General features: G+C 65.2%; 23 protein-coding genes. 15 read left to right on the top strand and 8 right to left on the bottom strand.

Annotated elements, in window-relative coordinates; all coding sequences use genetic code 11:
• Positions 1-233 precede the first annotated feature (233 nt).
• From X946_RS09630 to X946_RS09575, 11 genes are all read left to right on the top strand, one after another.
• On the top strand, positions 234-1430 hold the full coding sequence (locus X946_RS09630) for a beta-glucosidase (protein ID WP_038746241.1): 1197 nt from the start codon (positions 234-236) through the stop codon (positions 1428-1430).
• 277 nt (positions 1431-1707) lie between these two features.
• Positions 1708-2073, top strand: coding sequence for a hypothetical protein (locus X946_RS09625; protein WP_038746238.1), 366 nt, complete (start codon positions 1708-1710; stop codon positions 2071-2073).
• A 318-nt stretch (positions 2074-2391) separates the two neighbouring features.
• Positions 2392-2661, top strand: coding sequence for a metal/formaldehyde-sensitive transcriptional repressor (locus X946_RS09620; RefSeq protein WP_038746235.1), 270 nt, complete (start codon positions 2392-2394; stop codon positions 2659-2661).
• 12 nt (positions 2662-2673) lie between these two features.
• The gene (gene dmeF / locus X946_RS09615; protein WP_038746232.1) at positions 2674-3969 is read left to right on the top strand and encodes a CDF family Co(II)/Ni(II) efflux transporter DmeF; all 1296 of its coding nucleotides are present in this window, start codon (positions 2674-2676) and stop codon (positions 3967-3969) included.
• An 841-nt stretch (positions 3970-4810) separates the two neighbouring features.
• Positions 4811-5863 carry a deoxyribonuclease II family protein gene (locus tag X946_RS09605; RefSeq protein ID WP_038746226.1) on the top strand — a complete coding sequence of 351 codons (1053 nt, stop codon included), beginning with the start codon at positions 4811-4813 and terminating at the stop codon, positions 5861-5863.
• A 66-nt stretch (positions 5864-5929) separates the two neighbouring features.
• A complete protein-coding gene (locus X946_RS09600; RefSeq protein WP_038746223.1) occupies positions 5930-8872 on the top strand; it encodes a phosphorylase family protein in 2943 nt (980 codons plus the stop codon).
• A complete protein-coding gene (locus X946_RS09595) occupies positions 8869-9651 on the top strand; it encodes a hypothetical protein (RefSeq protein ID WP_038746221.1) in 783 nt (260 codons plus the stop codon). The genes X946_RS09600 and X946_RS09595 overlap by 4 nt, the downstream gene beginning before the upstream one ends.
• Positions 9648-10451, top strand: coding sequence for a hypothetical protein (locus X946_RS09590; protein ID WP_038746218.1), 804 nt, complete (start codon positions 9648-9650; stop codon positions 10449-10451). Before X946_RS09595 ends, X946_RS09590 begins: the two co-directional genes overlap by 4 nt.
• The gene (locus tag X946_RS09585) at positions 10452-12074 is read left to right on the top strand and encodes a metallophosphoesterase family protein (protein ID WP_038746215.1); all 1623 of its coding nucleotides are present in this window, start codon (positions 10452-10454) and stop codon (positions 12072-12074) included.
• Between the two features lie 75 nt (positions 12075-12149).
• On the top strand, positions 12150-13088 hold the full coding sequence (locus X946_RS09580; protein ID WP_038746212.1) for a hypothetical protein: 939 nt from the start codon (positions 12150-12152) through the stop codon (positions 13086-13088).
• Positions 13089-13106: 18 nt separating this feature from the next.
• Complete coding sequence (locus X946_RS09575) at positions 13107-14261, top strand: ferritin-like domain-containing protein (RefSeq protein WP_038746209.1); 1155 nt, start codon at positions 13107-13109, stop codon at positions 14259-14261.
• A 132-nt stretch (positions 14262-14393) separates the two neighbouring features.
• On the opposite strand, the gene X946_RS09570 is transcribed toward X946_RS09575, so the two are convergent.
• Positions 14394-15146 (bottom strand): class II aldolase/adducin family protein, encoded by a 753-nt coding sequence (locus tag X946_RS09570; RefSeq protein WP_038746206.1) that lies wholly within the window; start codon positions 15144-15146, stop codon positions 14394-14396.
• Between the two features lie 298 nt (positions 15147-15444).
• Between X946_RS09570 and X946_RS09565 the strand changes: the two genes are divergently transcribed.
• Entirely contained in the window at positions 15445-16101 is a 657-nt protein-coding gene (locus X946_RS09565; protein ID WP_081989460.1) for a uracil-DNA glycosylase family protein, read from the top strand.
• A gap of 159 nt (positions 16102-16260) precedes the next feature.
• Here X946_RS09565 and X946_RS09560 read toward each other — a convergent pair whose 3' ends face one another.
• The 5 genes from X946_RS09560 to X946_RS33535 form a co-directional block, all read right to left on the bottom strand.
• Positions 16261-18195 (bottom strand): Xaa-Pro dipeptidyl-peptidase, encoded by a 1935-nt coding sequence (locus tag X946_RS09560; RefSeq protein ID WP_038746203.1) that lies wholly within the window; start codon positions 18193-18195, stop codon positions 16261-16263.
• Positions 18192-18440: a hypothetical protein gene (locus X946_RS33540; RefSeq protein ID WP_152611668.1), complete on the bottom strand. Its 249-nt coding sequence runs from the start codon at positions 18438-18440 to the stop codon at positions 18192-18194. The genes X946_RS09560 and X946_RS33540 overlap by 4 nt, the downstream gene beginning before the upstream one ends.
• Before the next feature lie 56 nt (positions 18441-18496).
• Positions 18497-20011, bottom strand: a complete 1515-nt coding sequence (locus X946_RS09555; protein WP_081989468.1) for a S8 family peptidase — start codon at positions 20009-20011, stop codon at positions 18497-18499.
• A 545-nt stretch (positions 20012-20556) separates the two neighbouring features.
• Positions 20557-20910, bottom strand: a complete 354-nt coding sequence (locus tag X946_RS35060) for a hypothetical protein (RefSeq protein WP_161788648.1) — start codon at positions 20908-20910, stop codon at positions 20557-20559.
• A gap of 296 nt (positions 20911-21206) precedes the next feature.
• The gene (locus X946_RS33535; RefSeq protein ID WP_145986849.1) at positions 21207-21437 is read right to left on the bottom strand and encodes a hypothetical protein; all 231 of its coding nucleotides are present in this window, start codon (positions 21435-21437) and stop codon (positions 21207-21209) included.
• Between the two features lie 284 nt (positions 21438-21721).
• Between X946_RS33535 and X946_RS09550 the strand changes: the two genes are divergently transcribed.
• The 3 genes from X946_RS09550 (at position 21722) to X946_RS09540 (ending at position 24357) form a co-directional block, all read left to right on the top strand.
• Entirely contained in the window at positions 21722-22414 is a 693-nt protein-coding gene (locus X946_RS09550; protein WP_038746198.1) for a heavy metal response regulator transcription factor, read from the top strand.
• Entirely contained in the window at positions 22411-23865 is a 1455-nt protein-coding gene (locus tag X946_RS09545; RefSeq protein WP_038746195.1) for a heavy metal sensor histidine kinase, read from the top strand. Before X946_RS09550 ends, X946_RS09545 begins: the two co-directional genes overlap by 4 nt.
• Positions 23866-24015: 150 nt before the next feature.
• Positions 24016-24357 (top strand): DUF4148 domain-containing protein, encoded by a 342-nt coding sequence (locus X946_RS09540; RefSeq protein WP_038746192.1) that lies wholly within the window; start codon positions 24016-24018, stop codon positions 24355-24357.
• A 186-nt stretch (positions 24358-24543) separates the two neighbouring features.
• On the opposite strand, the gene blaOXA is transcribed toward X946_RS09540, so the two are convergent.
• Together blaOXA and ampC are read right to left on the bottom strand one after the other, a co-directional pair.
• Complete coding sequence (gene blaOXA / locus X946_RS09535) at positions 24544-25353, bottom strand: OXA-42 family class D beta-lactamase (RefSeq protein WP_038746190.1); 810 nt, start codon at positions 25351-25353, stop codon at positions 24544-24546.
• Positions 25354-25381: 28 nt separating this feature from the next.
• On the bottom strand, positions 25382-26548 hold the full coding sequence (gene ampC, locus X946_RS09530) for a class C beta-lactamase (protein ID WP_038746187.1): 1167 nt from the start codon (positions 26546-26548) through the stop codon (positions 25382-25384).
• Between the last annotated feature and the right edge of the window lie 112 nt (positions 26549-26660).

The following is a 26660-nucleotide window of genomic DNA, read 5'->3' as shown; positions in this document are numbered from 1 at the left end:
TGGCGGCAAAGGCCCGCCACACAAGCGTTCCACGTATTTCACGCCAGTCGCGCCCGCCGATTCCCATCACGTCACGAACGCTCGCCGAGCCCAACGCCGAGTAGGCAAAAGCCGCCCCGAGCCCACTATTTATCTCTCCAACGTGAATATTCAACGAGATCACTGCTCAATTTTGAGATAGGTTTATCTCAATTTAACCTAAAATAGAGATTTCCCCTTCCGGAGATCCCACCATGAAACGCCTAGCTGCGGTCGCCATGAGCGTGACACAATCCATTAGTATTCCTATCCATTACCCTGCGGCGAGAGCCGCATTGCTCGCGCTGCTGCTCTCCGCTTGCGGCGGCGGCGGCGATCAGGCCAAGGTCAACGCCGCCGCACCGACGAACAACGTCGTCGCACCGGCTTCCAGCTCGCCGTCGACATCTTCGTCCGGCACGGCCGCGCCCGCATCCGGTGCGTCGTCGCCCTCGAGCACCGCTTCGGCATTGCCGTTCTTCGGCGTGAACGGACATTACGTAGACGGCGGCGTCTATGCGTCGGTCCCGCTCGCCACTCAGGCGGCCCATCTTGCCGGGCTCGGCATGAGCGTTTATCGGCAAGACGTGTACATCCCGGCTCACATCGACACGCTTGCGTCGACGGTCATCCCCGGCCTCGGCTCCAACGTCACGGTCCTGCCGATGATCCAGGCGCACCCCTGGGCCGATCCCTCGCTGAACGGGCAGCAGCCGACCGAAGCGAGCGCCTATGCGTACGCCTACAAGCTTTCCGTCTACGCGGCGAAGAAGCTGGCCGGCATCCCGATAGTGGAATTCGGCAACGAGTACGACATCGACAGCCACAACGCGCCGATCCAGGGCGACGGCATCAATGTTTCGGATTACGACAATTCGACCTTTCCCATTTGGCGCGGCGCGCTGAGAGGCGCGCTCGACGGCTGGCGCTCGGTCGACACGAATCGCACGACTAAGCTGATCGCGAACGCGACGTCGGGCGCACTGCATTTCGGCTTCCTCGACGGCCTGATGACGGGCACGCAACCCGACGGCACGACCGGACACCCGAAGCTCACGCCCGACGTGATCCAGTGGCACTGGTATTCGAACGGCGGCGACCTCGAAAACGCACTCGGCAAAACCGGCCGATACAACGTGCTCGCGCGGCTGAAGGACCGCTACAACTTGCCGATCGTCGTCACCGAGATCGGCGTGAACACGGACAACTCGGACGCGCAGATCGCGGCCTACATCGCGAAGACGATTCCCGAGCTGGCCGCCGCGAAAGCGACGTACAACGTCATCGGCTTCGACTGGTACGAACTCTATGACGACCGCAGCGGCGCTTACGGATTGCTGACGAACAGCGCACAGGAAAAGCCGCGCTACGGGCTCATGAAAACGGCAATTGCCGGCGCCGTTCCGAACTGATCGGCGACCGCGCGGCGCCGATCGCGTCGGGAAAACGCGGCACGCTTGTAACCAACCGGTAACGCGTGCTTCCGCTTTGCACGAACGCGGCCCGACTCGTCCGCGCACGCGTTTGCAATCGGATTGTGCAGGCCGCTCGTGCGGCTTTCGCCCGCGCGCGCCGTTGCGCCGCAACGGAGTTACCGCAGCGGTTACCTTTGATTACAACGCCGCCGTTGCACGGCAAATGCGGTTCGTACAATGCAATTGCCCAAACAACGTTTAGGAAGAGACAAAAATGAAAGGTAATCGTTTGGTCGCGCTGACTGCTACGGGTCTGTTCATCTTGATGTCGTCGGCCGCGCACGCGGCGGGCGGCGGTGCCGGTGGCGGCGGCCACGGCGGCGGCATGGGCGGCATGGGTAGTGCCGGCGGCAATTCGGGCGGCATGTCGGCGGGCCATATGAGCAGTTCCGGCATGACGAACACGAACGGCTTCAAGTCCGGCGACCGCGACAAGGGCCTCTCCCGCGCAGCGGATCGCTCGGATACGCAGGCCGATCGCGCGAGCACGCAGACGTCGCGCTCTCACGCGCGCCATGCGTCGACCCATATGAACCACCACCATGTGGGCAAGCACGTGGCCGTCGGCAAGACAAGCTGATCGATCCATCTCGACGAACGAAGTCGACGACAAGGGCGCCATCGGCGCCCTTGTCGTTTTCTGCGCGACACCGTGCGTCCGCGCGCCGCCAGGCACGCGACGATTCATCCCTCTTACATCGACGCGAAGAAGCAATCGTGCGGCGCATCGGCGCCGCACCGGCAGCGATCGCCCGCGCATGATCCGCGGCAAGGCGAGCCGTCCGCGCTCGGCGTAGCGTCGCCTGCAGCTCGCGGCGTCGGAATGCCGCATACCCCTCCCCACTATACAAATTCGCACATTGATATATACTCCCCCCCGGTATTTAGGGGAGAGGCGATGAGCCATACCATTCGAGAGAAACAGAAGCTCCTGAACCGCGTTCGCCGCATCAAGGGGCAGGTCGAAGCGATCGAGCGCGCGCTCGAGGAAGAATGCGGCTGCAACGAGGTGCTGCAGCGGATCACGAGTTGCCGCGGTGCGATGAACGGCCTGCTGGCCGTCGTGCTCGAGGACCACATTCGCACGCATCTCGTCGACGCGGCCGACGACCACGAAGGCAGCGCGACCGAGCAGTTGATCGACGTGGTTCACAGCTACTTCAAATAATCGGAGCGATCGATGAGCGAATTCGAAAACGTCGCGTTCGGCGCAGGGCACGACCACATCTTCCTCGGCGCGGCGCACGAGCAGAACGAACGCAGAACCTGGACCGTCATCGCGCTGTGCTCGGCGATGATGATCGCGGAGATCGTCGGCGGCACGCTGTTCGGCTCGCTCGCGCTCGTCGCCGACGGCCTGCACATGTCCACCCACGCGGGCGCGATGCTGATCGCGGCGCTCGCGTACACCTATGCACGCCGGCACGCCAACGACCCGCGCTTCGTGTTCGGCACGGGCAAGCTCGGCGACCTGGCCGGCTTCACGAGCGCAATCGTGCTCGCGATGATCGCGCTGTTCATTGCGTACGAAGCAGTCGCGCGTTTTCTGTCGCCCGTGCCGATCCATTTCGACGAAGCGATTCCGATCGCCGTGCTCGGCCTGCTCGTGAATCTCGCAAGCGTGTGGCTGCTGAGCGGCGATCACCATGGGCACGGCCACGGGCATGGCCATCATCACGGGCATGGACACGGACACGACGGCCATCACGATCACGAAGACGAAGCGCAGACGATCTCCACGCGCGCAGGCGCCTTCATCGTGTCGATCTTCGAGGACGGCGTGCCGCCGGTATTCCGCATCGCGCCCGCGGCGGCGAGCCAGCCGGCAATCGGCGACGCGCCTGCAACGATCACGACGATCCGCTCCGACGGGACGCGGCAGACGTTCGGGCTGGCGAACCGCGGCGCCTATCTGGAATCGACCGACACGATCCCGGAGCCGCACGCGTTCACCGCCATCGTGAGCTTGCACGGCGGCGAGCATTCGCTCGCGTTCGTCGAGCACGACCACGAGCATCATCACGAACACGGCGGCTCGAGCGACGCCACGGCGCGCGACCACAACATCCGGTCCGCGTATATCCACGTGATCGCGGACGCGGCGGTTTCGGTGCTCGCAATCGTCGGGCTCGTGCTCGCGCGCGCGTTCGGCTGGATGTGGATGGACCCGCTCGCGGGCATCGTCGGCGCGCTCGTGATCGCGAACTGGTCGTACGGCCTCATGCGCGACACCGGCCGCATCCTGCTCGACGTCAACCCGGACGCTCGCCTCGCCGCCAACGTGCGCAGCTCGATCGAAAATGGCGGCGATCGCGTCACCGATCTGCATGTCTGGCGTCTCGGCCCCGGCCACATGAGCGCGGTGGTGTCCGTCGCGACGGGCGATCCCGCACGCGACTCGGGCTTCTATCATCAGTTGTTGAAGCGCTTCAAGAGTCTGTCGCACGTAACCGTCGAGGTACACGGCCGCGCCTGACGCGAAAGTGAAACGAATCACATCGTCGTTGACGACGGCGTCGCCGAATCGCCGCGTTGCCCGATTCGACGAATGCATGCAGTGCCGTCGCGACCGCCGTGACCCAAACCCGCGGTCAAACGTATCGGCGCATGACAGCCGTGTTTCCGCGCAATCGCCCGCTCGAGCCGCGATCGCCGCGCTCGAGCGCGTGAAATGCTTAACTCAGAACGCGTGACGCTTGCGCGAACGCTGTTGTCTCGTATCGACGTCGCCATCCGGCCGGTTACGCAACGCGAAGCGCCTTTCCCGCGCTTCAGCCGATCGAGCCTCCGATCGGACCTCCCTCCACCGCAATCCCCATCCCGCACGACAAACCCCGCGCCGATCCGTAATCGCAACGCGTCCGGAATTGGCTTACCGTTTTCGTCGGAGTGTTCTATGCTAAGACCACAAGAACCCGCAACTTCCGAAGCCGTGCCGCTTCGGTCGCCAACGAACGGGTTCGGGCGCAAAGACAACGGATAGCAATAAACGGAGGGGACCTCTATGCGCACCAGTCGATTCGTCCACTAGCCTATTCGCATTCCTACTCATTGATCGTCGACGCCGACGGTTCGCAGAGCGAGCCGACGGGCGCCGTCGCGCGCACGCACGCCTGGGTTCGGCGGCGCGTGCGCGCGACGCACATTCGCCTGTTGCCCGCGAAGGTCTGTTCGCGCTCGCGCAAAGCGATAGTCTGCCGGCTGCGAGTGCCACGCAACCGGCGCAGGCAAGCCTTCGACGACAAGATATAGACGCCTCGCACGAACGGGCGTCGTTCGCCGCGCATGCGGCGCCATTCAGCAACCGGGGACATCAGATGGCTATCTCGCCGCGCGACGAACTGAATCGATCCGTCGATCTATGGTTCGCCTACAAAGTTCCGAAGCTGGTCAAGGATGCCGAGAGCGAAAGCGCGACCGGCTACGAATACGTCTACTACGATCGTCAAGTCGGCGCGGTGCAGAAATCGCCGAATCTGATGAAGGACTCGAAGGGCGCGCTGTTCTACACGCTCGATGCGATCTTCGGCGATCCGGGCGGCACGACGGGCTGGATACTCTACAACGACGAAATGCCCGCTGACGCCGATCGCTCGAACAACGCGACGCTCGGCCATACGAAGGGCGTCATCGCATTCGATGTCGCGTCGAACTCCGCATTGTGGCTGCTGCATTCGTGGCCGAAATATGCCAGCCCGTCGGAACCGGGCGTGCCGACGCCGCTGTATGGACAGACCTTCCTGTGCGTGAGCCTCGATCTCGCGACGGCGGGCAAGATCGCCGCGCAGATGGCGCTGCATCAGCAGCCGCAGGTCTATCTGCCACGCACCGGCGGACTCGATCGCTCGAGCCCGCTGTATGCGCTGACGCAGCCGCTCACCGCGTCCGCGCCCGCGGATTCCGACGCGCTCGATTTCAAGACCCGCGGCGGCGTGCCGTTCAAGGTGATCGCGAAGAACCGCAAGTGGAACAAGGATTTCTGGAACGACCTCGTCGGCCCGACGCTGAAGGCCGACATGTACGTGGAGACGTGGATTCGAGGCGAGATCCCGCCCGTCCTCGATTCCGACGGCATCCACAAGACTTACGACATCAAATTCATCGATCTGCGCAAGCTCGGCGCGCCGTGGGCATGGCCCGAAACGCAGGATCACGCGAAATGGGGCATCACGACGACCGACAACTGGGTGTGCGTCGGCGACATCAACCGAATGGTGTCGCAGGAAAAACGCGGCGGCGGCACGATCGCATTCCAAGATCCGAAGCTATGGAAAGCGCTGTCCGAAACCGATCTGATCGTGCCGCCGCCCGGCAAGACAGAAGCGCAGGCACGCGAGCTGATCCGCAAAACACATGAATCGGCCGAATAGCGCAGCATCCTTCGCATAACAAAACGTCGACGCTCACGCGTCCCCACATCGCCCTGGAGCCTTGCCATGAATGCGCAACTACCCGAAAGCGCGCTCTTGCCGCTCGTCACGCGCCACACCGACATCTCCGCCGCCGCGCCGCTGCGCGGCACGACGACGCTGCCGCCCGTCGCATGGGACACGATCGGCCAAACCAAGCCCGTGCGCATCGCGCCCGGCACGCGCGCCCCCGATGATCCGCTGCCGCGCGCCGACATCGTCATGATCACGTGGACGAGCGCCGAGTGGTTCGCGCTCGACCACGTGTTCGTCAACAGCGACCGCACCGGTGATTACAACGACTACGCGTGGAAGCAGGCATGGCTTCCGTATACGCGAGGGGCATCGTCGTATGCGGCGGACTCGAAATCGGGCACGCTCTGGGGGCTCTTTCAGATGGTGCGAGTCGTCGATCGCTCCGGGCGCCCATGGAACGTGCTGCTGTTCAAGTCGAATGCGCATCTCGCGCATTCTCCCTGGCTCGACGGCTTGTCCGCGATGATCCGATGCATCGTCGAAGATGCTCGCCCCGACCGCATCTACACGATCGGCACCGCAGGCGGCGCGCGCCGCGATCAGCGCCTCGGCGACACGGTCGTCGCGAACGCCGCGCTGCTCGAGCTGCAACGCCCGCAGAACACGACGAGCCCCGATGGCGGCAACATGTATCGCTGCCCGACCTGGTATCCGTCGACCGCGCTCGTCGGCGAAGTCGAGCGCACGTTGCTGTTCAGGATGAGCGAGGTCGTGACGCCGCAGTCGCTCGCCGCGCTCTTCGACGAGCTGAAGGCTCGCCACCCCGACGATCCCGGCCTCGGCGAGCTTACGCTGTCGGATCTCGTCAACGACGCGATCCGGCCGGAATGTCTGAACGCGCCGGCAATTCGGCCGTTGAAGGATGCGCCGCTCCTGACGACGGACTTCTACTACATCGCGGAAGGCAACGATGCGCGCGCATACTCATGCCTCGAAATGGACGATGCGATCATCGCCCAGCAGGCGAACCGGCTCGGCGTGCGATTCGCGTGCGTGCGCAACATTTCGGACCCGATCGTCCGGCGACGCACCGACCGGGGCACGCCGATCTCCGACGCCGTGCGCGCCGACTGGTCCGGTCTCATCTACTCGACGTTCGGACTGCAAACGAGCTACAACGGCGCGCTCGCGACGTGGGCGACGATAGCCGGCGAAGGCAGCGCGACCTACAACCCGAGCCGCGACTACAAGCCCGTCGACGAAGAGGACCCGCTCGAGGTGCAGCTCGCATTCCAGGTGCGCTCGTGCGGCACGTGCTCGTTCTTCTGGCCCGCTGACCTGAAGAAGCGCGCGTACGGCCCGTACACGGCATTCGATTTCGACGTCACCGTGCCCTATCCAGCGAGCGCGAACGGCAAGAGCGGCGCGGCGCGCTGGATCAACGGCCGCACGCGTCCGCCGGCGTTTCCGAACGGCGAAGTGATCGACGGCTGCCGCAAGGCGCCCATCATGACGATCGGCATCAATCCGAATCTGACCGCCTTCCTGCCGGGCCAGACGGGCGCCGCGTGGTGCTATCCGGATTTCTCTTCCGACGGCGACACCGATGCGTGGGCCAAATACGCGTGGTACTACCGTTATCGCACCGTCTATCAGGAGAAGCTCGATCTCGATTTCGTGCGGCGCTTCATGCTGCCGGAAGGGCGCGTGATCGCGCCGCGCGGCGGCGAGGTAACGGGCGCGGCGCGCGTCGACGACAGTCCCGCGTGGTCGATCACGGTGCGCTACGACGGCGACGCCGCCGACACGAAGGTCGCGATCCCCGGCGAGCCGGGCGATTTCCCCTACGTACTCCTCTTCGATACTTACAAGCCGCACAACCGCTTCGCCGCGGGCGACGTGCTCGCCGCCCGCGTATCAGTGCCGGAAGGCATCCAGATCGAGGTGTTGCAGCAGCCGCAAAGCTACTACCTGCAGTTCGTGCCCGTGCTCGAAAAATTCGAGCGCACGCTGCGCGGCGACGGCCACCCGGCCGCCTCGCTGCGCGTCGGCGAGGACGTGTGCCAACTCGACATGGTCGCGTGCGCGTCTCCACATTGGAAACCGGGATTTCTCGGCGGCAGCGACGCCAGCGTCGCGAACATCGTCGACAACTGCGTGAGCCGCAACGCATGGGCGATCAAGCAGATGGTGCAGACGCGGCCCGCCGTGCTCTACATCGTCAGCCAATCGAGCTGGAACATGTTCCATGCGGCGTTCGGCGCGCACGTGCGGCGCAATCCGCCGCTGTCGACGCATCCCGCCGACAAGGATTACACGCTGCTGAAGGAAACCAGCGACCCCGCGCACCCGGCCTATGTCGAATTCGACGTGACGATCGACGGCACGCGCTACTTCAGCCGCACGCGCCTCGTCATCACGCCGCACTTCTCGTACAACAGCTTCTTCCTGCAGCAATACCGGATGAGCGCCGGCGAATGGCAGGCGTTCAGCGCGACACAACCGCAATGCGCCGCGGCGCTCACGCCGCAGAACGGCTTCACGCTCGTGCTGCCGACGCAGGAATATCCGGACGATTACGTCGCGATCCAACTGCCCGCCGACGCCGATGCGGCGAACGCGGCGCGCGCGTGGCTCGCGAGCCAGTTCCCCGACGCGTATCGCACGCTCTGCGCCTATTTCGTCGACGCGCACGCGGCGATGGCGTCGGTGCTCGACGAGCTCTACGCGCAACGCGCGCTCACGTGGCACGACGCCGACGGCGGCGGCTATCTGTCGCGCACCGAAGGTTCCTGCCGGTTCTGCGTGAATCGCCACTGGCAGTTCCCGAACGAATGCCGCTACGACAAGACACGCGAGTCTCCGCCGCCCGCCGGATTTCTCGCCAAAGTCGCGCAACACCTCGTCGCCACCGGCAAGCCCGCCTTGCCGGCCGCCGCGCCCGCGAGCGCCGAAGCCGGCGCGCCGGCCGCCCCAACCGGAGCCATGCAATGAACACGCCCGATTTGCCGCAAGACATGCGCGTCGCCCCCGATTCGGTGCGGGTATGGCGAGGCTTCCGGTTGCCGTCGCTCGGCCTCGATCAATTCATGAGCAAGCTCGGCACCGTATTCGTGCCGGCCACCGTGAAGATGCAGATCGACGCGGGCCTGCGCGCGTACGCGCCGACGGTGCCGGCGGGCCTGCCCGGCAAGCCCGCGTCGGTGCCGGATGAAACCGCGATCCTGTTCTGGGCATCGCCCGCGACGTACTGGAACGGCTTCACGCGGCTCGCGGTGCGCACGTACACGCTGACGCACAACGGCGTTTATCTGACGCAGGACAACCAGAGCCGCGCCGATTTTCCGGTCCGTTTCGACGGCACGCTCGCCGTCGACCAGCCCGTCTATCTGTACGACGAGCCCGCCGACTGGATGCACGGCGCGATCCGCCATCTCGTCGCGGTGCGGCCGTCCACCGTCGACGCCGTGTCGTTCCGCTCGGCCGTCGCCAAAGCGCTCGCCGATATTCAGAAGAACGTACCGCTTGCCGGCGCGCTCGCGTGCACGGGCAACGACTACGTCGTCTACTGGGAGCTCGGCCCCGTCGCGGCCGGCTCGGCACAGGCACCGACCGGCGTGCCGCGCCTGCAGGCCGTGCTGACCGACTGGAAGGAAACCTTCGCGCCCGCGCCCACATTCCTGCCGATCGGGCTCTGGGACGAATGGGCCGGCATGGACGTGCGCGCGGGAAGCAGCTTCAACATGCAATTCGAACGTGAGGGCAACCGATGAACACGCCGCAGGAATCCTTCCCGGTCGCGCCGAACGCCGTCTACGTGTGGCGCGGCTTCCGGTCGCCCGCGCTCGACTACGAGCATTTCGCGCAGTTTCTCGGCAGCGTGTTCGTACCGGCCTGCGTGCTGCTGCAGCCGCCCGTCGGCCTGCGCGCGTATCTGCCGACGATGATTCCGCAAGCCGGCAAGCCGCCCGCCGTTCCGGACCAGACCGCGCTGATGTTCTGGGCGACGCCTTCGTCGCACGATCGCGCGACGAAGGCGATCGCGGCGCGCATCTATCAGAACCTGCACGGCGACGCCTACGACATGACGCGCAGCAAGCTGCCCGAAGTGCCCGTCGCGATCGATCCGCATGCCGATGCGCTCGTCGCCGAGCAGCCTTACTTCCTCATCGATCGGCCCGCTGACTGGATGTTCGGCAGCGCGAAGCATTTCGTCGGCGCGCGTCGCGCGAATACGCGGCCAACCGATTTACTCGCGGCCGTGCAGGTGTGGGCCACTTCCTTTCAGGCCGAGCCGCCGGACGGCGTCGACGGCGCGCTCGTGTGCTGCGGCGACGACTACGTCGCCGCATGGATACACAGCGCGTCTCCACATCCGCGTCCGTGTCCGGAGCTCGATCGGCTTGCGGCGCTGACGACGCCCGTGCTGCGGATGGCGCCGCGCCCGCTCGCATTGCCGGCCGGCTTGTGGGACGACTGGCCGGGCCTCGATCTCACGCGCGACACGTGCATCAATCTGCAATTCCCTCGGCCGCGCACGTCCCGCGCGGCGCCGCGCGCGCCGGAGGCATGAATGGTCCCGATCGAACATTTCGAGGTTCCGCATCTGGCGCTGTGGAAGTCGTGCGTCGCCGAAGTGCTCGCGCATGCGCTCCGTCTCGAGCATCGCGCGTCAGCCGGCATCGACGCCGATCATCCGCTGATGCGCGCGACCGACCGCTACTGCCGCGCGATGCTCGAAAACCGGCCGCTCGATCCGCCTCCCGCCGACAGCAACGACGAAGAGGCGGTGCAAACCTATCTGTCGTATCTGCATCATCGCCGCGCGCACGCGAACATCGCCGGCGATGCGCAGATCGAGCGCGACGTCGAGCATCAGACGCAGCAGTACAAATTCGGCAATCCGCTATGGCAGCAGATGTACGTCCAGTATTTCAAGTACTACTGGCAATATCCGTATCACAAAGGCAGCGAACCGCAGTACCGCTCGTGGCAGGCCGCCGACGCCGGCAAGGGCGACCTGCGCTACGGCGTGATCGAATGGAAGCTGCCGGCGCGCGCGCGAATCGCGATCGTCGGCGACATCGGCACCGGCACCGACGTCGCGGCAGCCGTGCTCGTCGCCGCGCTGAAGTTCTCGCCGGATGCAATCCTGCATCTCGGCGACGTCTATTTCTCCGGCACGCGCTTCGAAACCGAGCACCGGTTGATCGGCCTCGTGCGCGACGTGCTGCGCAGCGACAAACGACGCGTGCCGTTCTTCACGGTGCCGGGCAATCACGAATACTTCACGGGCGCCGTATCGTTCCTGCACGCGCTCGATTCGGGCGAACTCGTCGACGGCCCCGCGCAACGGCAGCAGGCAAGCTATTTCTGCCTGCGCACCGAGGACGACGGCTGGCAATTCCTCGGCCTCGACACGGGCTACCACGGGCACTACATGAACGTCGCGGCATCGGCGCAGCAAGCGACGCTCGAGCGGCTGCACATCGGCAAGATCGAGACGGCGGCCGCCGGCGCAAGCCCGCACTGGCCCACCGACAGGAATCCGTACTTCCGCCTCGCGTCGCTCGCCGATCAGCCGCCTCGCGACACCACGTCGCCCGTCGATCAGGTGACCGTTCGCACCGACGAAGCCGTCTGGCATCTCGACAAGCTGACGAACTTCTCCGGCCGCTCGATCCTGCTGTCGCATCATCAGCTGTATTCGGCGCTGGACGTGTGCGGAATCGCGCAACGTCGCGAAGCGTCCGGGACGCCCGATTCATCCGATTTCAATCGCGAATGGGTGAACACGGGACTATGGCGGCAATTCGGTCCGACGTTCGGCGATCGCGTGGCCGCGTGGATCTGGGGCCACGAGCACAACCTCGGCATCTTCGCGGATGCATACCGTCCGGCAGACTGGCCGACCGAAGGCGACGACGCGGCGCACATCTTCAAGACGCTGCCGAAAGGCCGCTGCGCGGGGCACAGCGCGATACCCGTGCAGGCGAGCGAAGCGCCTTACGCGCAAAAGTACCCGGTTCCGCTGAAGCAAGCGGACCTGCAGCTCGACCTGACCGACGACTGGTACAACCGCGGCTTCCAGATTCTCGAGCTCGCCGGCGCGGGCAAGCCCGCCCGGCTCAGCTATTTCCAGATCGCGGGGGCGGACCCGACGCCGCTGCCGCTGTTCGTCGAACCGATCTCATGATTCGCCGGCGCTGCCGGGACGCCGTTCCCGTCTGGCCGAGCAACCGTTCGACCGTTCTATCGCAAAGGAGCGTACATGAGCAGCCTCTACTCGATTCGCCCTGATTCGGGCTCCGAAAAAATCATGCTGGAACGCGTGTGGGACGGCGACGGCCCGCTCGCGCGCGGCTACACGAGCTTCGTCGCGCTACCGCACGCCGGCAAGCTCGATCTGATCGCCTACAACAAGGCCACGCAGAAGACCGATGTCTACACGCTCAGCGATGCGCCGCCGTGGATCGCTCCTGCCGATTCGAGGATCGATCTTGCGGGCGGCCCATGGGACAGCGTCGCGTCGTTCGTGCTCGGAAACGTGCCGTACCTGCTCACGTATCGCGCGGACGACGGCACGTTCGGCTTCTTCGCGATCGCAGCCGACCTGAGCGCATCGCCGCCGTACAAGTTCGCACTGCCGCGCAACACGCCGACGCGCGGCTTCACGAACGTCGCGCCGTTCACGTCGCTCGGCCAGCAATACATCCTCGGCTACGACTTCAACACGGGACGCGTCGCGAATTTCAGCGTCGCCGTCACGCCCGCGTCGACGGGCGGCACGCCGCCCCTTCTCGCGCTGAACGTCTGGTATCACGAATGGGCAAAAGGCTGGACGCAGTTCTCGTTCTTTCAGCTGGGCGGCGCGAACTTCTTCTTCAAGATCAACACCGCGAAGCTCAACGTCAACATCGATCACATTCAGGACAATCCGGCGCTCGGCACCGTCGAAGTCGGCAGTTATCTGCAGAACCAACTGCCGGACGCGCTGAAGATCACGAATGCGGCGTGCGTGCCTTGGGCGCACGGCGAACCGACGCTCGTCACGTACATCGCCGGCGACGGCGCGACGGCCGTCTACCGGATTCACGCGGACTGTCTCGGCTGGACGCGCATCGGCGCCGCCACGACAGCCGCGGGCGCGTCCCACGTCGTGCCGTATCGCGTCGGCGGCACGTCGTATGCGCTTTTCTATCAAGGCTGACTTGGCGAGGAACATGCGATGAACCCGAACACCGTACCGCCCGCCGCGCGCGACCTCGCGTGGATCAAGCGCGCGCTGCAGACCGCGATCGAGCTCGAATACTCGACGCTGCCTCTGTACCTGTCCGCGATGTTTTCGTTGGAAGTCCAGAATTACACCGCGTACAACGCAATCCGCAGTGTCGCGATGGAAGAGATGGTGCACATGGCGATCGCGTCGAATCTGCTCGCGGCTTTAGGCGGCTCGCCGCAATTCGCGACGATCCGGATCGCCTATCCGACGGCGGGACTGCCGGGCGGCGCGGAGCCGGATCTGCACGTCGGCCTCGCGCGCTATTCGAAGCCGCAACTCAAAAACTTCCTGCGCATCGAGACGCCCGCGTTCCTGCTGCGCCAGTTGGGCCGCGACGAAAGCTATCCGACGATCGCCGCGTTCTACGAGAGCATCCGCGACGCGGTCGAGCGCAACGCGGACGCGGTGCGCGCGGCGGTGCAGGCGGGCGGCCCGTCCAACCAGGTCGGCGACGATATCGGCTTCACGACGGTCACGTATACGCCCGGCGTCGATCCCGTCGAATCGTTCTATGCAGGCATCGACGAAATCCTTCGGCAAGGCGAAGGTTCCAGCCGTGGCGACGTGTTCGCCGGCAATCCGTTCGAAAACGAAGAATCGCACTACGCGCGCTTCGCCGAGCTCTACTACGGCGCGCGCTACGAAGCGCCGTCGCCGCCTGTCGACTTCAATCCGAAGAACGAGCCGCTCTTCTTCTGCGGCCCCGCGATCACCGCGCCCGTCGTGATCAACACGCTCGCCGTGCCGCGCGACGGCTACGCCGACATCCTCGCGCTCGATCCCGACCGCGGCGCGGTGGAGAATGATCTGAACGCGTTCGACACCAGCTTCTCGACGATCCTGACGACACTCGACGCGGTATGGAACGGCCCGTCGGCCACGTCGTGGAAAACGCTCGGCGCAGCCGTGCACGGAATGGTCGACCTGCGCGTGCTGTCATGCTTCAACATCATGCGCCATCAGGTGCCAGCCGCGGCCCTCGCGCAACTCGGCGAGCTGTATCCCGACGAGATCGGCTACTTGCGCACCTACACCGATCTGTCGAAACCCGTGTTCTATGGCCCGAGGTTCGTCAACACGAATGGCAAGCAGGCGTCGTGAGCTGTCGGCACGACGACCGGCGTTGGGCGGCGCGCACCACGCGCGCCGCTCCTTTGTATTCGACATCGCGAGCGCGATGCATGCCCGGCTCGCGAATGCACGCGCTCGCAAGCGGCACGTGATCGCTCGCCGTCAAGTCTGGTAACTGTCGTCGCGGCGGTCTAGCTTGCGGATCAGCGCAGGCCACACGAACGCGCCGCCGAGGCCGCCCGTCTGCACGGACGCTGCCTCGGCGCTCGTCGCGACGATCTCGGGCGGTATCGCGATCAGTTCGCCGCCGCTTTGCGCGGCGATCTGGATCTGGCACGCCGTCTCGAACAGATACATCGCGAGAAATGCGTCCGCGATCGACGGGCCGACCGTCAGCAAGCCATGATTGCGCAGCATCAGGTACGTCGCGCGCCCGAGGTCGGCCTGCAGACGAGGCTTCTCGTCGTCTTTCAGCGCGACGCCTTCGTATGCGTGATACGCGAGCGACGGCAGCACGAACGTAGATTGCTGCGAGATCGGCAGCACGCCGCCGCGCTGCGCGCTGACCGCGACGCCCGCGCGCGTATGCGTGTGCAGCACGCACTGCACGTCTTCGCGCGCGGCGTGCACCGCGCTGTGAATCACGAAGCCCGCGCGATTGACCGGATACGGCGAATCATCGACTTTGTTGCCGGCCTGATCGACCTTCACGAGCGACGACGCGGTGATCTCTTCGAACATCATTCCGTACGGGTTGATCAGGAAATGATGATCGGGGCCGGGCAGGCGCGCCGAGATGTGCGTGAAGATCAGATCGTCCCATCCGTGCATCGCGACGAGACGATAGCAGGCCGCCAGGTCGCAGCGGATTTTCCATTCGGCCGGCGCGATGCCGGCGGCGGATGCAGTGCTCATGAAGGATTCCTCTCGTTGCCGTCGACTGCCGGGCAGTCGCTCCCGATGCATTGTGGACGCGCTCGTTTCGCGCAGGCGAAGCGACGCCGATCACGCGCCCGCATCCGCTCGTCAAAGCCGCTCGCCGAATCCGCGCGCCATGCGCGACGCGTCGCCGCGACGAATTCGCACGCCACCCTACCAGTTTCACGCGCCGATGTGCATCGGGATTGCCAGCGTTCGCGCCTACGGACACGCGCTTCAAACGTTTGAAACGGGACGGATCGCATGTAGCGAAACGGTTGCATAATGGCGGGCGATGTCACCGAAACCAAACGACCCGCCGCCGATCCGCAAGGGCTCGCGCTCGATGCCCGCGCGACATGCGTCCCTCGACGCCCTCCTTCGCGAGATCCGCGCATGCACCGTCTGCGCGCCCCACCTTCCTTGCGGTCCGCGGCCGGTCATGCGCGCACATCCGCATGCGCGCATCCTGATCGTCGGGCAGGCGCCCGGCGCGCGCGTCCATGCGTCCGGCATTCCATGGGACGATGCGAGCGGCAAGCGGTTGAGAGCATGGCTGAACGTGGACGATGCGACGTTCTACGACGAATCGCTGTTCGCGATCGTGCCGATGGGGTTCTGCTATCCGGGACGCGGCGCGAGCGGCGACAACCCGCCACGGCCGGAATGCGCGCCGCTTTGGCTCGACAAGCTGCTGCGCGAACTGCCCGACGTCCGGCTGACGCTATTGATCGGTCAATACGCGCAGCGCCGCTTCCTCGGCACACGCCGCAAATCTTCGTTGACCGAAACGGTGCGAGCGTGGGCCGAGTACGCGCCCGAATTCATTCCGCTGCCGCACCCGTCGCCGCGCAATCAGGGCTGGCTCAAGCAGCATTCGTGGTTCGACGCGCAAGTGCTGCCCGCGTTGCGCGACAAGGTGGCCGAACTGCTGCCGTCGCCGCAGGGATAACGGCATCGGCAAACGAAGCGCTGATCGTCCGCGCTCTGCGCATCGCTCAGCGTGCGAATCGGCTTCGCCAAACGGCATCGCCGCGAGCAAGACGCTCGCGGCGATGCCTTGTTCGAGCGGCGCACGCATCGCGCGCCGCTTTCCGCCGCACGCCTGCCGTCAGGCCGGAAGCTGCGGCACCGTCACCGACGTTCCGGCCGGATCGAGCGTCAGCTCGGTGCCGGGCGTCGGCCGCAGCGTCGCCTCGCTGTCGCTCGACAGCACGACGAGCCCGAGCCGGTGTCCCGCTTCGAGCCTGTAGTCGCGCGGCATGAACGTGAGGCGCAGATCGTAAGGCATGCCGGGTAGCACCGGCTCCGAGAACCAGCTCGACACGCGGTTACGCGGATCGGTCCACGCACGGGTGACGATCGTCGCGCTGCCGTCCGGCGCACGATCGATCAAGAGCGCGGTCACGTTCGCGGCCGCCGAGAACGTCAGCCGAACGCGCGCCTTCACGGTACCCGAGATCCGCGTCGCGCTCGCGAGCGGCGTCGTCTCGAAGCGGCTGCGATGCTCGCCCGTATTCGCGTTCGCCAGCGCAAGCGCCGTGATCCGCGCATCGTCGGTGAATTTCGCGAGCGGACCGCCCGTCGGCTCGCGCAGCAGTGTGCCGGCGCTCGCGCCGTCGCCGCCGGCGAAATACGTGACCGACGAAGCGCCGCGCGCGGGCCAGTTCGCCTCCTTCAGCAGCGTGCCGTCCGCCTGCTCGATCACGGCACCCGGGCTGCGCTCGACGCCGTTGTCATAACCGAGCAGATAGCGCGTGAACCAGCGGTTCACCTGAGCGGTCCATGCGTCGGCCATCGCGGGCACGCGAGTCGGATCGGTGTGACGCGCGCGGTGCAGCCACAATTGCGCCGCCACGCCCTGACGCCTCATCGCGAGATACCACGACGTCGACTGCTCGGTTCGCACGTTGTCGTCGGCAAGCCCCTGCGCAACGAGCGCGGGCGCGACCGCAAGCGCGCTCGGAATGTCGCGCGCCGCCCAGAACGGCGAATTGTCGCCCGTCTTGCGATCCTCCTTCTGCAGCGCCTCGTCGATCAGGTGCGTGCAACGCTCCGGATGCCGATTCGTCAGCAGCGCCTTGATGTAGACGTCGACGTCCTCGCCCTGGTAGCCGTCGGGCGCGCGCACGAGCCCGCCCGAGCGGTAATAGCCGTACATGTTCGACAGCCCGGCAACCGGCACGATCGCATCGAGCCCGCGCGTGCGCAGGCTCGCGACCATCTTCGGCAGCGTACCGTCGTACGACACGCCGTACATGCCCACGTGGCCCGTCGACCAGGTCGCGACGACCGGTTTGCCGTTCGCATCCTTCGCGGCCGCGCCGCGTCCGAGCCAGCGGATCACCGACGCCATCGCCACCGATTCGTCACGCGTCAGGATCGTCGGGCAGCCGTCCGAGCCTGCGGTGCCGAGCGAATCCGCATACACGACCGTGAAGCCGCGCGGCACGAAATAGCCCTCGATCCACGAACGCCCCGCGGCGGCCGCGTCGACCTGCTGCCAGATCCGCGTCTGCGGCGCGGCGGCCATGATTCGTGCGGAGACCGAAGCAGTCGGATGCGGCGTGCCGTCGAGCTCGACGTCGACGTTGTGGTTCGGGCTGTCGGCAAGTCCGTTGTAGTAAGGACTCGCCAGCACGATGACGGGCGTGCGGGCGCCCGCTGCAGTCTCGGACGGACGCACGACGCGCACGTGAATGCGGTCCTTCGCGCCGTCGCCGTCCGAATCGACGGGCGTCTCGACCCACGCTTCCTCGGAAATCGTGCCGCCCGACAGCGACGGCTGCGCCTGGCCGTTCTCGATCACGGGCCGATAACGGCCGCCGCTCGACAGATCGGCATACGGCACGCCGGACGGCGAGAAGCGCGCGGCGATCTGCTGCGCGCCGGCCGCGGACGGCGCGGCCCCCTCCTGTTGGACCTGAGCGAGCGCGGACGCACCCGGAACGCCGGCGCCGTCTTCGCCGCCGCATGCGGCGAGCGTCGTAGCGGCCACGAGTGCGGCGATCCATGTGCGACGCGGTTCGATTCGATGAATTCTCATTGTTGTCCTTGTTTCGATGATCGTCTGGAAACGGTCATCCCGTGCGGGATGGCTTCTTGTCGAACATGCCGGCGAACGCTGCCGGCCATCTCGCGCACGATGCCGCCCGGACGACGCCGGGCGTTCGCGACGCGATGCTTCGGCGCTGCCGACGCGGCATCGCCGGCCGGCAGCGCCGCGATGCGGGCGTTGCATATCAGCGTTTTCGCGCCTCGACTTGCCGCGCCGGTGCCCGCATCCCGCATGACGGGCATCGGCGCGCGCAAACGCGAAACCCTTTCGCAACAACGCCCGTGTTCGCTCACTGCGCGGCGGCGTCGACCGCGTTGCCGGCGTCGAGCAAACCCGCGCCGCAGGTGCTCGTCGAGCAGTTCGATCCGCTCGCGAACGGACGCGCGCTCGACTGCAGCCGCTGCAAGACCTGCGATGGCGACAGCGCCGGATTCACGGCGAGCATCAGCGCGACCGTGCCCGCGACGTGCGGCGTCGCCATGCTCGTGCCGCTGTAGCTCGCGTAGCTGTCCGCGCCCGGCGACGTCCTGCCGGCGTTGAGCGTCGACAGAACGCCGACGCCCGGCGCGGCGATTTTCACGGCCGCGCCGTAATTGCTGAAGCTCGCGCGAACGCCGTTGCTGTCGATCGCACCGACCGCGATCACGCCTTGGCAATTCGCCGGCTGCGTCGTCGATACCGGGCCGCCGTTGTTGCCCGCGGCAACGACGACGTTCGCGCCACGCGACGTGATCTCGTTGATCGCACTCTGGTATGTCGTGCTGCATGTGCGGCCGTATCCGCCGAGGCTCAGGTTCAGCACCTTCGCGGGATTCGGGTTCGAAGGCGCGCCTGGCACCGACAGGCCCGCCGCCCAGCGCATGCCGTCGACGATGTCGCTCAGCATCCCGCCGCATTTGCCGAGCACGCGCACCGGCAGCACCTTGCCGACCCACGAGATGCCCGCGACGCCGAGGCCGTTGTTCGTCACCGCGCCGATCGTGCCCGCTACGTGCGTGCCGTGCCACGAGCTGTTGCTCGCGCCGCAGCCGTAGAACGGACCGCTCGGATCGGCGTCTTCCTGCACGGTGACCCAGTCGCCCGGGTCCGACGCGTCGCTGTCGCGGCCGTTGCCGTCGTTCGCGATCGCCGGATCGGAGATGAAGTCGTATCCGGGCACGAGATTCGCGGCGAGATCCGCGTGCGGCCGATAGCCGGTATCGATCACGCTGACGACGACGCGCGACGATCCGGTCGTGCGATCCCATGCCTTCGGCAGATTCGCGCCGCCCTTCGGATTGAAGTAGCCCCACTGCTCGGAATAACGCGTGTCGTTCGGCACGAGGAACGGATGCATCCGCGCGTCGGGTTCCGCATACTCGATCGCACCATCCGTCGCGAAGTCGCGCGCGAGCCCCTCCGCTTCGGCGAGCGACACGCGGCGCTGCAACGACAGCACGGTCGCGCCGCCCGACATGTCGCGCTTGATGCGAATGCCCGCGGCGGGATCGGCGAAATTGCCGGGCGCCGACGCAGCGGCCGCGCCGAACGCGCGCCCGGCCGCGCGCGCCTTGCGTGCGGCGAGCACGCGGTCGATGACCGCCTGGACGTCGGCGTGCGCGGCCTTCGCGATCGACGAATCGGACGACGAATCGGGCGACGTCTTCGCGACGCGCAACTTGACGATCAACTGATTGACCGCGTCGGCGGGGCCGGGAACTTGCGGCGCGGCCGAGGTTTCCGCCTGCGCGACCGAGGCGAACCCGGCCAGCGCGGCACAAAGGACGGTCAGCTTAAACGAAGCAGTACGAATTAACGTGGACATGCCCATACTCCCCCAAACGAGATTGAACGGAATGAGTCGACGATGTTGTGTTGTAGCTGCTTGCTTCGCTGCGCTGCCGGCAAGAAAGGACGCGCCGCGCCGATGCGAACGATGGGAATCGACTGGACGACGTGTTGCCGACAAACCGGTTGCGGCCGATCGAATCGCCCGCCGCACGGGCCGGGCGATTCGTCTTCCGCCAGATCTGCGTCATGGGAACCGCTCGGAACGGTGGCCCGTTCCGTCTGCCCCACCCTCTCAGGTTCTTTTTGCCGCGTTTGTATTTATCGGTGCGTCTTTGCGACTCGTCAGGCCCGCATCAAGCGTTTGCCGCGTCGTTCGACGAAGGCAAACTCGGATTACATTCATATTTCTAAATGTCGACACGAAATCGCACGCGGCGAGAAGCGCCGGACCGCCGGATCTGCCGGCAGCGGCCGCTGCCGGCTCGGATCGCCGTCAAATTCGCGATTCCGAGCTTGCGCCGCGCAATCCATTTTCTTTCCAAAAGCTTGCGCAAAACTTATCTCGCTGAAATCCTCATGTCAAACATTTTTAGCTGATATCAAAAAAAGTTTCGTTCCCGCCACTTGGAGGAGAATCGGCTTCCGCGCTTTCGCCCAATTACCGGGCCGCGCCACTCGCGCGCCTCGCGCGACGACGCGTTGTTTCTCCGTACCGACGGTCTCGTAGAAGAAAATGGCAAACGAGCAAGAAAGCGCCAGTCGCAGGCGCGGAACAGAGAGATTTGCGGAGCCCGGATCGCGTGTGCAGGAATGGCCTTCCTCCGCGCGTTTCGTGCGCTGCGGCGGCGGTTTCGCGCTCGGGCACATCGCGTTGCCATGGTGGGCGCATATTCCGTCACGAAATGGCGATTCGAGTGAGGCTTCGTGCGTCACGGCCCGCTCGTTCGAAGCAGGAATCGCTACGGGCGCTGCTTTTGCAGCAGGCCAACTCTGCTCGTGCGGTGCAGCACGCGGCGCATGCCATATATCCCTACGCCGTATAAGGAATACTCCGGCGCGTTTGCGTGTGCCGCTCGACAAATTCCGGACTTTTCATCGCGTGCATCCGCAGCGCGTTGCTTCGCACTTCGAGATCGCAACCGCGCGTTTTCGTTTTTCAGCAATGTCGCGTGACGCCGAAAGGATGCAGACGGCGTGTTTCGGCACGGCGATTTGACGATCGGCGAGCATCACGGGTGATCGATATCCGTGCGTCGTTGCGTGCCGATATCCGCTTCGCCGACAAATTTCCATTCGTTCGCGCCGAGAAGTTCAATCGCTCGCCGGCGTGCGCGCATGACATTCTTGTCACGTTCAGTTGACACAGGAAAACGCTGGACGTCGCCGACGATCAGACGGCCTCGTCGCGCGACCGGTCGATGAACGTCGACATCGCCGTGAAGAACACGCGAACGACGCACCGAACATCATGCAACGGCTCGCACGACGCCGCGCGCTTCGTGCGCTTCGTGCGCTTCGTCAAGCGCCGGCGAACGCTTCCGCGATTCGCTTCCCGCCGATCACCGTCACGATCGCGCGCGCCTGCCCGCTTCGCCGATTGGTTCTCGAATGCGACGTTTTATCGCGACACGCGCCGACGAAAAACGATACTCGCTTCGCACGTTTAATCACGCACACCGAAATGTTGAACTGTGAACGACACGCATTCTCAAAGAATATTTAACGCAATCTTAATGAGTTTGAAATGAAGGTCCTTATCGTAGAAGACGAGCCGAAGACGGGCATGTATTTGAAGCGTGGGCTCACCGAAGCCGGCTTCGTTTGCGACTGGACACAAGACGGCATCAGCGGCCTGCATCAGTTGCGCACGGAGAACTATGACCTCGCGATACTCGACGTGATGCTGCCCGGCTGCGACGGCTGGACGATCGTGCGCGAACTGCGCAGAACGCATCGCACGCCGGTGCTGTTCCTCACCGCGCGCGACCATGTCGACGATCGCGTGAAGGGCCTCGAGCTCGGCGGCGACGACTATCTCGCGAAGCCGTTCGATTTCGCCGAGTTGCTCGCACGCGTGCGCTCGCTGCTTCGGCGCGGCCAGGCGACCGATGCGCCGGTGTTGCGCGTCGCGAATCTCGAGCTCGACCTCATCCAGCGCAAGGCGCGCCGCCAGGGCAACACGATCCTGCTCACCGCGAAGGAATTCCTGCTGCTGTGGCTGCTGATGCGCCGGCAAGGCGAGATCCTGCCGCGCTCGCTGATCGCATCGCAGATCTGGGACATCAACTTCGATAGCGATTCGAATGTCGTCGACGCCGCGATCAAGCGCGTGCGCGCGAAGGTCGATCAGGATTACGAGCCCAAGCTGATCCATACGGTCCGCGGGATGGGATATGTTCTGGAGCAGCGAGGCGAGCCGTGCGAATCGTACGCATGATGCAGAGGCTCGTGCCGCGCACGATGCGCGGGCGGCTCGCGATCAAGTTCGCGCTGTCCACGTCGGTTCTGCTCGCGATCAGCGGCCTGCTGCTGTACGAAACGCTCACGCGCACGTTCGCGTATTCGTCCGAGCGCGCGATGGAAACGACGCTCGCCGGCATCGTCGCGCACGTCGGCGAAGCGCGCAGCATCGCCGAGTTGCGTGAAAAGGGAACGCGGTTCTACTACTCGTTCCATAGCGACGAGAAAGTCGATTTCGCGATCTACGACGCGCGCGGCACCGCGTACATGCAAAGCGGCTGGTACGTGCCGTACGGCGGCGTGCAGCGGGCCAAGCCCGGCCTCGATCCCGCGATCGTCGACGACAAGCGCAATGCAAAGCGCTATCTCGTCGCCGACGCGCGGCTCACCGGCAATCCCGGCTTGCCGCTGCGCGTCGCCGTTCAGTACGATTTCCGTCGCGAGCAGTCGCTGCTGCGCACGTGCGCGATCAGCATCGTCGCGATCATCCTCGTCGGCACGGCCGTCGCGGCGACGCTCGCGTACTGGATCGCCGCATACGCGCTCAGGCCGCTGCGCCGCTTCGCCGCGCAGGCCGATCAGATCTCGAGCAGCCGTCTCGCACAGCCGCTGACCGAAACGGAAATGGCGGGAGAGCTGCGGGAACTCGCGGTGTCGTTCAACCGGATGCTCGCGCGCCTGAACGCGTCGTTCACACGGCTGAAGGAGTATTCATCCGATCTCGCGCACGACATCCGCACGCCGCTCACCAACCTGCTCGCCGAGGCGCAAGTGGCGCTGTCGCAGCGGCGGTCGGTCGACGAATATCGTCAGGTGATCGAATCGAGCGTGGAAGAGTATCAACGGCTCGCGCGAATGGTCGACGACATGCTGTTCCTCGCACGCGCGGACGGCCATCAGAACAAGCTCGACATCGAGCCGATCGACGCCTATGCGATGGCCGACCGGATCGTCCGCTACTACGAGACGGTGGCGGAGGACCGCGGCATCGGGATCGCCGTCGAAGGCGAAGCGAGCTTCAACGGCGACCTGATCCTCGTGCAGCGGGCGCTGAGCAATCTGTTGTCCAATGCGATTCGCCATGCGCCTGACCACTCGACGGTCGTCGTCCGCTGCGAACAGGCCGGGCGGAATGCCGTGATCGCCGTGACCGACAGCGGACGCGGAATCGAAGCCGTGCATCTGCCGCGAATTTTCGATCGCTTCTATCGCGTCGACCCTTCGCGATACGACTCGGCGTCGGGCACGGGCCTCGGGCTCGCGATCGTGCGCTCGATCATCACCGAGCACGGCGGCGACTGCTGGGTCGAAAGCGTGCCGAACGTCTTCACGACGTTCTTCCTGCGCTTTCCTCGCGAGCATACGGCAGAGGACGCCGATTACATGGCGGCGGGTCATGATCCGCGTTGGCATCTCGAACAGACTTGAGTCATTTCGTGAATCATTTTAAATTCGAATTCGGCTTTTTCATCAAAATGACAAAAACTTCATATGGGAGTCACGTTGCCGGAGGGCCCCTTGTTCAAAATGTCAATCATCGAATTCTCCTTCTGAATTCGATATTGATATGGAGAACGTATGAAAGCCAAATTCCTTACTGTCGCCCTCGCCGCCGCGCTCGTTTCGCCTGCGGCATTCGCGGACGCACCGGCCGGGAAAACGCGCGCCCAGGTCTACCAGGAGCTGGTCGAGGCCAAGGCCAACGGGCTCGACTACGTGACCGACGCGTCGTATCCGGAAATCTCGCCGCTCTACGCGCCGCGCTTCGCGAACAAGGCCAAGCCGCAGCAGCCGACGCACGCAATCGCCGATACGCGCGGCGACGCGAAGGCGGGCTCGTCGGGCCGCATGTCCGAGGCGGCGCAGGATGAGCGCTGCGTCGGCCCGCGCACGTTCTGCAACCCGTATGCCGGGTCCTGAACGTCATGGCTGCGTCCCGCGTGATCGCGGATGAACATGCGGCAGGCCGTCTTGCAACGCCTGCCGCTTCCCGTCGGTCGAATAGATGCGCGGCCGAAAGCACGCCGGCGCGTGTGGTATCGCGCGAGGAGTCGCCGATACGAGGAATGCCGGTGCGTTCGATCGCCCGCGTCGATCGCCCGCGCGTCAGCGCACAGCCAAGCGCTGCGGCAGCTCGCGCATGAACGCGTCGCGCGTGCGTATGCCGGTGGAGACGGGCTCCTTGCGCTCGTCCTGCGTGAGGCTCGCGAACACCAGTGTCTGCTTGCCGCGCGCGATCCAGCCGACGAACCAGCCGAACCCATGCGCTTCGTCGCGCGTGCCGTCGGCCAGAAGCGGATAAGCCATACCGGTCTTGCCGTGCACGACCGTGCCGTCGGCAAGCGTCGCGGTATCGACGATCCGCTCGGTCATGTCGATCGCGTGTGCCGACACGGGCAGTTCGCGATTCAGCATCCTGCGCAGGAATCCGATCTGTTCGAGCGGTGAGATCTGCAGCGACGAGCCGATCCACGCGCGCTCGAGACCGTTGTTCTTGCCGGGGTCGCCCGACACGTCCGCATTGCCGTAGGCGAACGCCTTCGCATATTGCGCGAAACGCTGCGCGCCCAGATGATGCGTGACCTGCTGCGAATACCACACGACCGAATACTTGAGCCACCGAGTCGGATCGGTCGGCTGCTTCCACGCCGCGCCGCCCCAGTCGACGTAGCCGTCGCGATACGGCAATACGGGCTCGTGCTCGTTGCGCAGGAAGCCCGCGTCGTAGCCCATCAGGCTTATCGCGATCTTGAACGTCGAAGCGGGCGTCGCGCGACGGCCGCAATCGCCGTCCTTCAGCAAGAACCTGCCCGTGGCCGCGTCGGCGATCGCGGTGCAGACGGGCTTCGCGTGCGCCGAGGCGGCGACGCAGCCAAGCAGAACAAGTGCGCTCGACAGCGCATATCGGATTTTCATTGTTGATCTGGATGAGTTGGTGTGCATGTCATCGTTCGGCCCGAACGATCGAGTCGACGATTGTATAACCCGCCGTCACTCGTTCGCCCAGCGGATACGATTTGTTCGCGAGAATCACGACGCCGACCTTCTTCGACGGCACGAACGCGACATACGTCGAGAACCCGTTCGTCGATCCGGTCTTGTTGATCCACACGTCCTGCTTCGGTGGCAGCGGCGGATTGAACGGCTTCGCGACGACATCCTTGCCGATCAGATCGTTGCCCGAGAGCAGCTTGTCGAGACTCGCCGGATACGGGTATTGCTCCCAGATGAGGCTCTGGATCATGCCGTCCGCGTCGTAGTAGCCGACGTGCGTCGCTTTCATCGCGCGCCCCCATTTTTCGCTCAGCGGCACAAGCCCCATGTTCGCATCGACGAAGCGGATCAGATCCGTCGTGCACGATCTGACGCCGTACGCCTCGGACGCGAGCACGCCCGCCTTCAGCCGAATCGGCGCGTCCTGCTTCGTGTAGCCCTGCGCATAATCGCCTCGCTGCTCGGCGGGCACGTCGATGTAGCTGTGCGTCATGCGAAATTCGGGAAACAGGTTCTTCTCGATCAACGTCTCGAAGCGCTCGTTCATGCTCGCCGCCGCGATCATCCCGAGCGTGCCGATGCCGAGATTCGAATAGACGCGGTGCGTGCCCGGCGTATGTTCGGGCCGCCAGTTCTTCAGGTAGTCGAGCAGCTCGGCGGTATTCGTGATCGTGTCGGGCACGAACAACGGCAGGCCGGATGTCTGCGTGCCCATGTTCAGCAGGCTGATCCGATCGAAGCTGCTGCCTTGCAGCGACGGCAGGTAGCGGCTCACGCTGTCGGCGAACGACAGCTCGCCGCCTTCCTGCGCATACGCGGCGAGCGTCGCCGTGAACGTCTTGCCGAGTGAACCGATCTCGAACAACGTCCGGCCGGTAACGGGCCGCCGCGTCGCTTTCGACGCGACGCCATAGTTGTAGAAGTAATGTCGGCCGTCGATGCTCACCGCGATCGCGAGCCCCGGAATGCCGTGCTTCTGTTGCAGCGGTTGCGCAACGGCGTCGACGATGCGTTCGACGTCCGCCGGCTCGATGCCGCGGGCGGCGTGCGCGGCGGTTGCGATGCAGCAGCTCAGCGCGAGCCACATCCTGATGACGAACTGCGTACTCATGCGCATGGCGAATCGGAAAATTCGGAGCGTTCGGGAGGTTCGAATCCGGACCGTCGGCGCTTTGCCGTCGACAGCGAGACGGCGAGACGGCGCGTCACATACGGCGCGGCGCAGCGCG

It is taken from the genome of Burkholderia sp. ABCPW 111, assembly GCF_000773065.1.
In the GTDB taxonomy this organism is placed as follows: Bacteria; Pseudomonadota; Gammaproteobacteria; order Burkholderiales; family Burkholderiaceae; genus Burkholderia; species Burkholderia savannae.
This window is presented reverse-complemented; position numbering and strand designations above follow the sequence as displayed.